Origin of the sequence: Albidovulum sp. (assembly GCF_049646345.1) — a bacterium.
GTDB lineage: Bacteria > Pseudomonadota > Alphaproteobacteria > Rhodobacterales > Rhodobacteraceae > Albidovulum.
The window spans coordinates 1-10872 of record NZ_JBARVQ010000140.1 but is presented as its reverse complement, the minus strand read 5'-3'; the positions used below and the strand labels follow the sequence as shown (position 1 = coordinate 10872).

The following is a 10872-nucleotide window of genomic DNA, read 5'->3' as shown; positions in this document are numbered from 1 at the left end:
GTCTGGATCAGGGTCAGGCTTTCGAACATCTCGTCCAGCGTGCCAAACCCACCGGGGAAGATGCAGATCGCCTTGGCCCGCATCAGGAAATGCATCTTGCGGATGGCGAAATAGTGGAAGTTGAAGCAAAGGTCCGGCGTCACATATTCATTTGGTGCCTGCTCATGCGGCAGCACAATGTTCAGCCCGATCGAGCTTCCGCCCGCATCCACAGCCCCCCGGTTCCCCGCCTCCATCACACCTGGCCCGCCGCCGGTGACGATCACATCCTCGCGCCCATAGCTTTCCATGCTGCGTTCGGTCATCAGCCGGGCAAACTTGCGCGCCTCGTCATAGAACGCCGAAAGATCGGCGAGGGTCTTGGTGCGCGCGGTATCTTTCTTCGAAGGCTCGGGGATACGGGCACCACCGAACATCACGATGGTCGATTCGATGCCACGTTCGTCAAGGATCATCTGCGGCTTCAGAAGTTCCAGCTGCAGCCGGACGGGGCGCAGTTCCTCGCGGCACATGAAATCGTCGTCGGTGAAGGCCAGCCGGTAGGCGGGCGCCCGTGTCTGTGGCGTATCGGGGATCTGCTGGGCAGCCTCGACATCCTGCTGGCTGTCGCGAAACGGGTGGTTGCGGCCGTCGTCTTTCATGCGCGTCCTCTTTGGTCCTGTTCGGTCCAGACCTAGCCGGTTTGTGCGTCCGAGGCCAGCAGGCCCGGGGCCAGTGCCGCAACCGGGGTGCGCATGGTCGCATTGCCTATGCGCGGGTCACGCCCTATAGGGCATCGTCACGCGACGCCAAAACCGGGAGACGCCCATGTCCAATGCCGCACTTGAGACCGCCATCGAAGCCGCCTGGGAGGCGCGTGACACGATCACGCCAGCCACCAAGGGCGAAACCCGCGAGGCGATCGAGGATACACTGACCGCGCTCGACAGCGGCACTCTGCGCGTGGCCGAACGTCAGCCGGATGGCAACTGGCATGTGAACCAATGGGCCAAGAAGGCGGTTCTGCTGTCCTTCCGGCTGACCGACATGCATGAGATTGCCGGGTCGAATGGCGGGTCCAACTGGTGGGACAAGGTGCCCTCCAAATGGCAGGGCTGGGGCGAGAACCAGTGGCGTGCCGCCGGTTTCCGCGCGGTGCCGGGGTCGATCGTCCGCCGCTCGGCCTTTATCGGCAAGGGCGTCGTGCTGATGCCCTCCTTCGTCAATATCGGTGCCTATGTCGATGAAGGCTCCATGGTCGACGGCTGGGCCACGGTCGGCTCCTGCGCCCAGATCGGCAAGAACGTGCATCTGTCGGGCGGCGTCGGCATCGGCGGCGTGCTGGAGCCGATGCAGGCAGGCCCCACGATCATCGAGGACAACTGCTTTATCGGCGCCCGTTCGGAAGTGGTCGAGGGCTGCATCGTGCGCGAGGGCTCGGTCCTTGGCATGGGGGTTTTCATCGGCCAGTCGACCAAGATCGTCGACCGCGAAACCGGCGACGTGATGTATGGCGAAGTGCCGGCCGGTTCGGTCGTCGTCGCGGGGTCGATGCCGTCTAAGGGCGGGATCAACCTCTACTGCGCGGTGATCGTGAAGAAGGTGGATGCTAAGACCCGCGCCAAGACCTCCATCAACGATCTTCTTCGGGACTGAGCTCAGTCGATCTGACAGCCCGTTCCGCCGATCCCGTCGCCCTCGCCGGGGGTGCAGTCGGTCGGGGCGGGCATGACCATCACCGGCTCTTCAACGACCAATTCTTCAACCATCGGCGTTGGTTCCATGACCGGTTCAGCCATCCGGCCCTGACAGGCTGTCAGCCCCACAAGCGCCAGAAGCGCGATCAGGCGGTACGGCATCACTCTTCCTCTCCGGTCCGGTAGAAATACCCCCCCGCGCGGAAGCGGTGGGGGCCGGGCGTCGCATTAGCCCGTTTCATTGCCGCCGCATTCTGGCTGATTTCCTGAAAGAGCGCCATCTCTCGTTCTGAAAAAAGTGCGGCAAGTTCCGTGACTTGCGCCTCTGTCAGCCCGGCATAATGAACGGCCCGCTCGAAATGCGGGGGCTCAAAGCCCTGCACATTCTCATAGGCCGCCGAAAGATGGTCGCCGAGGTTGCGCGAGAGATAGGCCAACTGGTCGTCCGACCCGGCAAGCGGCTGGTATGAGCCCTGTATCAGCCGCACCATCTGGCCGTCCTCGGACAGTGCAACTGTCCCGGCAGCCAGAAGCGTGTCGAGCATGGTGCGGGCGTGAACATCGCGCCGCACCTCCTGCGCAAGCGCCTCGAAAGACGGCGCCGCACCGCTGCGCGGCAGGTCCATGGGTTGCCCTTTGTTCAGCCAGACCGGATCGGTCTGCCAGAGCGCCACGAGGCGGGCGAGGTGATTGGGCCGCTGGTCCTTAACATCCTCAGACCTCAGCCGCGCCACGTCGCGCCGTTGCAGCCCGGTCAGGACCGAGACACGGCTGTCGGTCGCCTTACCCTCGGCCTGATGCACGGCGGCCTGCACGTAATGCGCCTTCAACCGCTCGGTCAGTTCAGGAAAAAGCACGCCGCGCGCGACCAGCAGACGGGCGATAGGGGCGAAGAGAGCGTCGAACATATCCATGGATGTGCACATTGCACATTTTCTTTGACAGGTCCAGCGAGTCGAGATATGTGCAAATTACACATTTAATATGGAGACCCAGATGCCTGCTTCCCGAATGCTTACCGCCGCCTCCCTCGCAGCACTGCTCGCGGCCTGCACACCCTCCCTTCGCGACGCGCCCAGCGTCATCGAGGCCGAGCCGATGGTTGAGGAGGAAATCGGATTGGCCGAACCCGTGATGGAACCCGTCTTTGACGCAGCGCCGATTGTCACCGAGGCTCCTTCCAGCAGCAGCTACGCCGGCAGGGCCCGGCGCGGCGTCGTCACGGCGGGCGATATCGACGACGCGCTGAACCTGAACGCGTTCTCACGCTATCTCTCCCGCGCCGGGCGTGAGACAGGGCTGCCGAAGCTCGGCCTTTCGCAACCTGTCCTCGCACAGCTTGTCGGCGTTGATGGCCAACCGGCACCGGGCGCGCGCTATACGCTTCGCCGTCCCGGTGCGGCCGAACCTTTCCATTCCGGCTATGCCGGTCCCGATGGCCGCATCGCGGTTTTCCTGGGCGTACTGGGCACCACGGCGCTCAAATCGGTCGAAATGCGGGTCTTTGACGGGAACGGGCAGGAAACCACGGCGCGGACGCTCCGAACCGGCCAGTGGCAGAGGGTCGATCTGCCGTTCGACGCCGATTGGCAGCCAGATTTCCTCGACCTCGTGCTGGTCGTCGATACGACGGGTTCCATGGGTGACGAGATCGCCTTTCTCAACAAGGAACTGATCGGCATCACCCGTGCAGCAGCCCGGACTGCGCCCGGCCTGTCCGTCCGCTACGGGCTGATCGCCTATCGCGATCACTATGATGACTATGTCGTCCGCAACTACGGGTTCACCTCCAAACCGTCGGAGATGTCCGGCTGGCTGCGAGGTTTGAGGGCCGATGGAGGTGGCGACTACCCGGAAGCCGCCGCCGCCGCCCTGAAGTCGGGAGTGGGCCTCAACTGGCGGCGCGGCAAGGGTGAGCGCATTCTGATCCATGTCGCCGACGCCCCGCCGCACAACAAAGACGCCGCCACCTATCTCGGCGCCGCCAAGCGGGCGGCGGAGAAGGGGGTGCAGGTCTTCACACTAGGCGCGAGCGGAGTTGCCGATGAGGCCGAATACCTGATGCGTCAGGCCTCGGTCGCGACCGGCGGGCGTTACATGTTCCTGACCGATGACAGCGGCGTGGGTAACGCGCATGCCGAGCCGACCGTCTCATGCTACCGGGTGACAAGACTCGCCGGATTGCTGACCCGCATCCTTTCGACCGAACTGACCGGGCGCAGGCATGAGGCCGCAGCGGGCGATGTGATCCGCGAGGTCGGCACCTATCGGGCCGGGATCTGCCGCAACTGATCGGTCCCCGGATCGCAGATTTACGCTCATCCGCCGACGGGCACTGGCTTGTGGCGGGTGGGCTCTGATACCATTTCAGGGCAACAATCTCATCGCTCACCTCAGGACATGGACCCCAAGATGCCACTCCACCGCTTCGCAGCTTTGAATCTGGCTGCCGGCCTTTGCGCGGCCGCAATCCTGTCGTTCATGTCCACCGCCGCATTCGCCGATCCGACGCTGGAATGCGACCGGCAAAGTCAGGTGGAGATTGCCGACTGCCTCGCCGGGGTTGAGGCGAATGTAGACCGTACCGTCGAGACGGCTTTGGGCCTTGCGATGGATTCCGCGAAAGAGCTTGACGGGGTGACCGGGCGTGACGCCATGGCCCCGGCCCTGACCGTCGCACAGGCGGCATGGACCGCGTACCGCGATGCCGAATGCGAGGCGGTCGGGGCGAGCTTTGGCGGCGGTTCGGGCACCGGGATCGCCATTCGCGCCTGCCGGATCGACCTTGGCCGCGAACGGGTTGCGCGGTTGATGCAGTCGCTCAACTGACCGCTGATGAAGACGATGGCCGCTATTCGGCGGCCATCGTCGTTTTCACGGGCTTCGGGATCAGCCCTTCGGCACTGGCCGCCGACTCGGCATCCTCGGCATGGGCCAGAAGCCAGCCCTGAAGGGCCGCCGGGGTGAACCGCGCCGCACCCAGCGCCGCCTCGAAACCCGGCACCAGATCGGGACGGTCAGGGAAGAACCGCGCGAAAAGGCGTGCGGCGGTCCCGGCGCCGATCAGGCCAAGCTCCACATGCATATCCGCACGGCCCGGTCGGATCAGCGCCGGGTCGAGGCGGTCGGGGTGGTTCGTGGTCATCACCAGCGCCCGCCCCTCCTGTGCCGCCACCCCGTCGATGGCGTTCAGAAGGCCCGAGAAGGTCACGCCACTCACCGCCTCGCCCTTTTTCCGCTGCCGGAAGGCGGCATCGATATCCTCGATGGCGAGGATCGCACCTTTCGGGGCGGTCACCATGGCCTGCCTGAGCGCCTCGTCCCCGAGCCCCGCCCGACCGATATCAAGGATCGCGATATCGAGCCCAAGCTCGGAGGCAAGCGCACGGATCACGCTGGACTTACCGGTGCCCGGCGGCCCGTGAAGCAGATAGCCCCGCCGCCACGGGATGCCGCGCGTCGCATACCAGCCGCGCGCGCCGAGGAAACGGCGCATGTCGGCGACCAGCCGATCGATGCGGTCATCGTCGCAAAGCACTGTTTCGACCTTGCGCGCCGTGACTTGACCAAGCTCTTCCCAATAGCTGTCCTGGAAGACATGGATCTCGGGTCCGATGCGCTCCTGCGCCGCGAGATGGGCCTGACCCTCGGCGATCCAGCGGCGGATCGTCGCGACCCGGCCGAAGATCAAGGTCAGCGACACCGATTCCACGGGACGCGCATAGGCAGGCCCGTCACGGCCCGCGCTGTCCTTGCGTTCGCGCAGGAAAAGGCAAAGCCGCCCCTCGCGCCAGAACCAGTGCAGGCCGGGCGCGGGACCGTAGACCTCGCCCGCAACGCTATGCACATCGGTGATCCGCACGCGCCGCGCATGGGCCAGCACGCCGGTCATGGTCAGCCAGCCGTAAAAGCCGCGATAGGCCGCAGTGCGATTGTCGAGCGTCACCGTCACCATGACCCGGCGCAACAGCGCCTGCCAGCCGCTTGCCAGCAGGCCGCGCCCCAACGCCAGTGAAGCGCCGAGCAGGCCAAGCGCGGTACCGCCCGCAAAAATGTCACTTCCGGCGCCCTGCGCCAGATAGGTAAGGATCGTCTCAAACATGGGTTACCTTTCCGCCGGAGCCGGCGGAACCTTCTGGCGGGGTCTGTGCCCCGCTGTGGTCAGGAATGTCGGTTTGAACCACCCCGGGGGCGGTCAGGCCCGCTTCTGGAAGGGCCGAATTCTGAACAGGTCTTTTCTCATTCCGCCCTCCTTTCTCCTAAAGGGAGGCACCGCATAGCGCCTGTCGTGAGTCGGATCAAAGGCTTTTTGCGACCCCGGTCAGCCTGTTGCGGCGTTGCACCATTCATGCGATGGGCAGGAAGGCCCGGACAGACCGGGAAGGTGAGGTGCCCATGACCGAAAAACCGAAACGCCCGCAGCAGGTCTATACGCTTGTTGTCGAGGTCGGCCGCAAGAAGGGCGACGGATTGCCGAAGGGCGCGACCGGGGCGGCGCTGATGATCTATGCCTCGGGTGTGGATGAGGCCGAGGCGGTGCGCGAAACCGTGGCGGTGCTGAAAGAGGCGGACCTCGCCCCGCTTGACGTCACCGGCTACGGCACGCTCGATGAGCGGATCGAACTGGGTCATGAGATCGAGGAGGATGAGCGCGGGTTGATGGACAAGGCCTTGGCCGAAAACGCGGTGATCGTGGCGCAGGTGACACCGTTCTTCGACAAGAGCTAAGCCCTGCCGATCCTGATTTCGCACGGCTGAGCCAAACGAGCGGGCCAAAGCCCCTTGGCCTTTCGGCCTCACGCGCTCATATAGGGGGCGATACGGGACAAACGGGGGCAGACATGCTCGAATTCGGCCAGAAACAGGATGCCGCAGCGGCGGGCGATCTGATCCGCGACGTGACGGAAGCGGATTTCATGAAAGAGGTGATCGAGGCGAGTGCCGAGATCCCGGTGATCGTTGATTTCTGGGCGCCATGGTGTGGCCCCTGCAAGACACTTATTCCCGCGCTTGAGGCTGCCGTAACCGCAGCCAAGGGCAAGGTCCGCATGGCCAAGGTCAATGTGGACGAGAACCAGCAGATCGCGGCGCAATTGCGCATCCAGTCGATCCCCACGGTCTATGCCTTCTGGCAGGGCAAGCCGGTGGACGGGTTCCAGGGCGCTGTGCCTGCATCCGAGCTCAAGGCGTTTGTCGACAAGCTGGCCGGTCTGGCCGGTGACGGCGGGCTGGGCGAGGCGCTGGAGGCGGCCGAGGCGATGCTGGCCGAGGGTGCCGCCGTCGATGCCGCCGAAACCTTTGCCGCGATCCTTGGCGAAGAACCTGAAAACGCCGCCGCCTATGGCGGGCTTATCCGTGCGCATCTGGCGATGGGTAATGAGGATCAGGCCGAAGGTCTCCTGAATGCGGCTCCGGCGGCGATCGCTCAGTCGGCGGAAGTGGAAGCAGGCCGCGCCCAGCTTGCGCTTCTGAAACAGGCGGCGACTGCCGGACCGGTGGCAGAGTTGCAGGCCCGCGTCGCAGCGGGACCCGACGACCATCAGGCCCGTTTCGATCTGGCGCAGGCGCTGCATGCGGCGGGCGAGGTCGAGGATGCGGTCGAGGAATTGCTGGAACTGTTCCGCCGCGACCGCGACTGGAACGACGGCGCGGCAAAGGCACAGCTCTTCACCATATTCGAGGCGCTGAAGCCTACAGACCCTATCGTTCTGAAGGGGCGGCGCAAACTTTCCTCAATGATCTTTGCGTGAGCGACGTCTCCCGCTAGGATCGGGTCATGAAGTTGCACGGTGACCTGCCGGATAAGATCCCGCTTTTCCCTCTTCCGGGGGCGCTTCTCTTGCCGCGCGCACGCCTGCCGCTGCAGATATTCGAGCCGCGCTATCTGGCGATGCTGGAAGACACGCTGAAGACCAGCCACCGATTGATCGGCATGATCCAGCCGCGCCCCGGGGGTGACGGTCAGCCCGAACTTGCCTCAATCGGCTGCGCGGGACGGGTCACGGGGTTTTCGGAAACCGATGACGGCCGCTACATGATCACACTGACCGGCATCAGCCGCTTTCGTCTTCAGCGTGAAGTCTCTGGCTTTGCGCCCTATCTGTCCGGCAATGTGCACTGGGACGGGTTTGAACGTGATCGCGGCGTGACCGAACTGGATGCGGGCTTTGACCGCGCCCGTTTTCTGACGCTGCTGTCGCGTTACTTCAGCGCGGAAGAACTGGCGACAGATTGGGACAACCTGAAAGAGGCGGACGACGAGTTGCTGATCAACTCACTCTCCATGCTCTGCCCGTTCGAGCCTGAGGACAAACAGGCATTGCTGGAAGCACCGTCGCTACAGACCCGGCGGGAGACATTGGTGACATTGATGGAATTCGCCGTCAGGGGTGGTGGCGAGGAGGTGTTGCAATGAGTGAGGAAGGCAAATTCGACCGGCGTATGCTGGAGGCGCTGGTCTGTCCGCTGACCCAGTCGCCGCTCAGCTATGATGCCGAGGCGCAGGAACTGGTCTCCAAGCCCGCCAAGCTCGCCTTTCCGATCCGGGGCGGCATTCCGATCATGCTGGTTAACGAAGCCCGCCGTCTGGACGATTGACGGCATGGAATTGCTTCGGGATCAGTGAGGGTCATGTGGCTCTCGGTCTGACGTCAGCTCCGCGACCCGCATTCTGATCGATCATTCGCTGAGGGTTCAGCAGTCTGGTTTTCAAGCTTCTGCCAACGCCTGAGGGCACCCCTCGTGCCCGTAATGCCTTACCCGTCACCGCATGAGGGAAATGCGTTCGGCCGACCCGCATTCCGGTCGATAATCCCGGTTGCGGCAGGCAGGTTCGAATTCAAACCCCATCAGACGGCCGAAAAGCAGCCTATTTGACCAGAAGTGACCGACAACAACCACATCAGTGCTCTGGTCCGGCAACGCACGCAATCGCCGGGCGATACGCCCGGCCCTGCTCCAGAGATCAAAGAGGCTCTCCCCGCCCGGGACGGGTTTGAACAGGTGATCCTTGCGAAGGCGCAAACCCGTCGCCTGCTTTGACATCCCCTCATAGGCACCGAAGTCGAATTCCATGAGATCAGGGGCCACAATCGGGATCAGCCCATGTGCCGATGCGACCGGCGCTGCAGTATCTCTTGCGCGCCGGAGCGGGCTGGTCAGCACCGTGCCGATGGGCCCGTGTCGCAGCGTTTCGGACAGAAGTCGCGCCTGACGGTGCCCGGCCTCCGTCATCGCGTGATCGGTGCGGCCCGCGTAGCTCTGGCCATTGCTTGCAGTTTCTCCATGCCGGACAAGGTGGATGATCATGGTCTGGCCAGCAGCGTGTCGTATAACCCGTCCACCAAACGGGCCGTCGTGGACCAGTCGAAGCTCTGCGCCTGACGACGCGCGGAACGGCCAAGGCACAGACGCAGGGACGAATCGCCGATCAGAGCCCCAAACTCGACCGCAAGCGCGCCCGGATCGTCCGGCGGGATCAGCCGGGCCGTGCCTTGCGTCACTTCGGGAATGCCACCGACATCGCTGGCGATGACGGGCAGGCCCATCGCCATACCTTCAACCACTGACAGGCCGAAGCCCTCCCATCGCGATGGCGCGGCAAGGATATCGAACGCGGCCAGAATGTCGCCGATATCCTCCCGGTGACCCAGCAAACGGATCGCCTGATCCGGTGCGTCGGCCGCGCGCGACCGCAGGCGGGCAGCCAATGCCTTGTCCTCTTCGGTGCCAAGCACCACGAACCGGGCTTGGGGCTGGTCCGGCAGCAGCCGCAGCGCCGCCTCGACGAAGGTATCGATCCCTTTTTGCGCACATATCCGTCCGACAAGGCCAATACAGACATGCCCGTCTTCCAGCCCCAGGGCCCTGCGGCCGCGCGCCCGATCAGCGCATGCCAGACGGTCGAGGTCGAGCCCGTTGCGGATGACGGACAAATTGGCGGGTTCGGCTCCGGTCCATTCTTTCACATGCTCCGCAACCGCACCCGAAACGGCGATCCGCGCATCGGTGATCCGGCCAAGACGGCGTTCAAGTGTGATCGCGGATGGGTCGGCCCATTTGTCGGCATAGTCATTGTGGTAATGCGCGACGATCCTGAGACCCGCCGGGCGCAAAAGCGCGCCTGCCAAACGGCCGTAGAGGTTGGGCCGGAAGGAATGCGTATGCAGGACAGAGATGTCCCCGGCCTCAAGAAACCCGGCAAGGGCGGCAATCGCGCCCATCTTGCCAAGCCCCTCTTCTGCCACCTCGAGAGGCGCATCGAACCCCGAGAAGAGGTCAATCCCCTCTCCGGGCTTCAGGAAAAAGACCGACGGCGCATAGCGTTTCCTGTCGGTCCGACTGACCAGAGCCCTGACGACACGGGGCACCCCGCCATGTCCGGGCGTGTTCAGGACATGGGTCACACCAATGGTCATGGGATCTGCCGCAGACGGTGCAGGATGTCCGCTGCCAGTTCCGCGCTCAATGGACCTGGCCGCTGAGCATGGAACTTGGCAAGCCGCATCGCGACAACGCCAAGACACCAGTCAAAGCCATTGCCTGCCGACTGCATGACAGCCTGGCAGGCGGTACGAGCCGACGCCTCGGGCATGGTTCCGGCCTGCGCGGCCATGTGCAATCGACCGTAAAACTGCGCCAGATCGTAGTCGGGCGGTCCGAGCGACAGGCTTTCGGTATCGATAAGGGTGATCCCGCCGGCCCCGATCAGCACATGTTCCAGTTTGAAATCGCCGTGGATCGGCCGCAGTGGCAGCCGCGCGGGTGTCGTTGCAAGCCTGTTGAGAATGGTGCGGCAAGGTCCGGCCAGCCTTGGGGCCGCCGCGCAGATCATGCGGCCGGAAATCTCGGAGCGGGCAAGCAGGGCCTGCCTGTCCAGCAGCCGGGCGGGCGTGTTCGGGGCTGACCAGAGGCTTTGAAGTGACGTGCAGACCCGCGCCACCATACGCATTGCCTCTGCGCCACTCATCGGGGCCAGAAGCTGCTCAAGATCCTGCCCGGTAGCCGAGGCATAGGATACTGCCCGCAGGTCTACATTCACGGCCACAACGCGCGCGATCCGCAATCCTGTACCCTCAAGGGCGTCGGCCAACACCGCATTTCCGGTCGCCAGACGCGCCACCGGCGCGTCGCGCTGAAGTTTGATATAGAAGGCCACGCCGTCGTGGCGCAGGCAGCGGAAGGTGCAGGACAGGCC

14 protein-coding genes are annotated in these 10872 nt (G+C 64.2%); 7 read left to right on the top strand and 7 right to left on the bottom strand.

Going from position 1 to position 10872, the window contains the following annotated elements; translation table 11 throughout:
- Positions 1–641 (bottom strand): LOG family protein (locus tag WBB85_RS03515; RefSeq protein WP_432637235.1); only part of this gene is annotated, 641 nt, incomplete at its 3' end.
- Positions 642–807: 166 nt separating this feature from the next.
- On the opposite strand from WBB85_RS03515, the gene dapD reads away from it, so the two are divergent.
- Entirely contained in the window at positions 808–1635 is an 828-nt protein-coding gene (gene dapD, locus WBB85_RS03510) for a 2,3,4,5-tetrahydropyridine-2,6-dicarboxylate N-succinyltransferase (protein WP_432637234.1), read from the top strand.
- 2 nt (positions 1636–1637) lie between these two features.
- Here the strand turns inward: dapD and WBB85_RS03505 are convergent, their stop codons facing one another.
- Both WBB85_RS03505 and WBB85_RS03500 read right to left on the bottom strand, forming a co-directional pair.
- A complete protein-coding gene (locus WBB85_RS03505; protein WP_432637233.1) occupies positions 1638–1841 on the bottom strand; it encodes a hypothetical protein in 204 nt (67 codons plus the stop codon).
- A complete protein-coding gene (locus WBB85_RS03500; protein ID WP_432637232.1) occupies positions 1838–2602 on the bottom strand; it encodes a DUF6502 family protein in 765 nt (254 codons plus the stop codon). Before WBB85_RS03500 ends, WBB85_RS03505 begins: the two co-directional genes overlap by 4 nt.
- Positions 2603–2672: 70 nt before the next feature.
- Here WBB85_RS03500 and WBB85_RS03495 point away from each other — a divergent pair, with 70 nt between their 5' ends.
- Complete coding sequence (locus WBB85_RS03495; RefSeq protein WP_432637231.1) at positions 2673–3968, top strand: vWA domain-containing protein; 1296 nt, start codon at positions 2673–2675, stop codon at positions 3966–3968.
- 120 nt (positions 3969–4088) lie between these two features.
- Positions 4089–4505: a lysozyme inhibitor LprI family protein gene (locus WBB85_RS03490; protein ID WP_432637230.1), complete on the top strand. Its 417-nt coding sequence runs from the start codon at positions 4089–4091 to the stop codon at positions 4503–4505.
- A gap of 22 nt (positions 4506–4527) precedes the next feature.
- On the opposite strand, the gene WBB85_RS03485 is transcribed toward WBB85_RS03490, so the two are convergent.
- Positions 4528–5778, bottom strand: coding sequence for an AAA family ATPase (locus WBB85_RS03485; RefSeq protein WP_432637229.1), 1251 nt, complete (start codon positions 5776–5778; stop codon positions 4528–4530).
- Positions 5779–6071: 293 nt separating this feature from the next.
- On the opposite strand from WBB85_RS03485, the gene WBB85_RS03480 reads away from it, so the two are divergent.
- The 4 genes from WBB85_RS03480 (at position 6072) to WBB85_RS03465 (ending at position 8273) form a co-directional block, all read left to right on the top strand.
- On the top strand, positions 6072–6404 hold the full coding sequence (locus tag WBB85_RS03480) for a hypothetical protein (RefSeq protein WP_432637228.1): 333 nt from the start codon (positions 6072–6074) through the stop codon (positions 6402–6404).
- A 113-nt stretch (positions 6405–6517) separates the two neighbouring features.
- Positions 6518–7426 carry a thioredoxin gene (trxA, locus tag WBB85_RS03475; RefSeq protein ID WP_432637227.1) on the top strand — a complete coding sequence of 303 codons (909 nt, stop codon included), beginning with the start codon at positions 6518–6520 and terminating at the stop codon, positions 7424–7426.
- Positions 7427–7452: 26 nt separating this feature from the next.
- Complete coding sequence (locus WBB85_RS03470; protein ID WP_432637226.1) at positions 7453–8091, top strand: LON peptidase substrate-binding domain-containing protein; 639 nt, start codon at positions 7453–7455, stop codon at positions 8089–8091.
- Complete coding sequence (locus tag WBB85_RS03465; protein ID WP_432637225.1) at positions 8088–8273, top strand: Trm112 family protein; 186 nt, start codon at positions 8088–8090, stop codon at positions 8271–8273. The genes WBB85_RS03470 and WBB85_RS03465 overlap by 4 nt, the downstream gene beginning before the upstream one ends.
- 165 nt (positions 8274–8438) lie before the next feature.
- Here the strand turns inward: WBB85_RS03465 and WBB85_RS03460 are convergent, their stop codons facing one another.
- The 3 genes from WBB85_RS03460 to WBB85_RS03450 form a co-directional block, all read right to left on the bottom strand.
- A complete protein-coding gene (locus WBB85_RS03460; RefSeq protein WP_432637224.1) occupies positions 8439–8984 on the bottom strand; it encodes a histidine phosphatase family protein in 546 nt (181 codons plus the stop codon).
- A complete protein-coding gene (locus WBB85_RS03455) occupies positions 8981–10093 on the bottom strand; it encodes a glycosyltransferase (protein WP_432637223.1) in 1113 nt (370 codons plus the stop codon). The genes WBB85_RS03460 and WBB85_RS03455 overlap by 4 nt, the downstream gene beginning before the upstream one ends.
- On the bottom strand, positions 10090–10872 hold a 783-nt coding region (locus tag WBB85_RS03450), incomplete at its 5' end, for a phosphotransferase (RefSeq protein ID WP_432637222.1). The genes WBB85_RS03455 and WBB85_RS03450, both read right to left, overlap by 4 nt.

Coding starts and splice junctions, on each gene's coding strand:
- dapD (WP_432637234.1), top strand. CDS start 808: ATGTCCAATGCCGCACTTGAGACCGCCATCGAAGCCGCCTGGGAGGCG.
- WBB85_RS03500 (WP_432637232.1), bottom strand. CDS start 2,602: ATGTGCACATCCATGGATATGTTCGACGCTCTCTTCGCCCCTATCGCC.
- WBB85_RS03495 (WP_432637231.1), top strand. CDS start 2,673: ATGCCTGCTTCCCGAATGCTTACCGCCGCCTCCCTCGCAGCACTGCTC.
- WBB85_RS03490 (WP_432637230.1), top strand. CDS start 4,089: ATGCCACTCCACCGCTTCGCAGCTTTGAATCTGGCTGCCGGCCTTTGC.
- WBB85_RS03485 (WP_432637229.1), bottom strand. CDS start 5,778: ATGTTTGAGACGATCCTTACCTATCTGGCGCAGGGCGCCGGAAGTGAC.
- WBB85_RS03480 (WP_432637228.1), top strand. CDS start 6,072: ATGACCGAAAAACCGAAACGCCCGCAGCAGGTCTATACGCTTGTTGTC.
- trxA (WP_432637227.1), top strand. CDS start 6,518: ATGCTCGAATTCGGCCAGAAACAGGATGCCGCAGCGGCGGGCGATCTG.
- WBB85_RS03470 (WP_432637226.1), top strand. CDS start 7,453: ATGAAGTTGCACGGTGACCTGCCGGATAAGATCCCGCTTTTCCCTCTT.
- WBB85_RS03465 (WP_432637225.1), top strand. CDS start 8,088: ATGAGTGAGGAAGGCAAATTCGACCGGCGTATGCTGGAGGCGCTGGTC.
- WBB85_RS03460 (WP_432637224.1), bottom strand. CDS start 8,984: ATGATCATCCACCTTGTCCGGCATGGAGAAACTGCAAGCAATGGCCAG.
- WBB85_RS03455 (WP_432637223.1), bottom strand. CDS start 10,093: ATGACCATTGGTGTGACCCATGTCCTGAACACGCCCGGACATGGCGGG.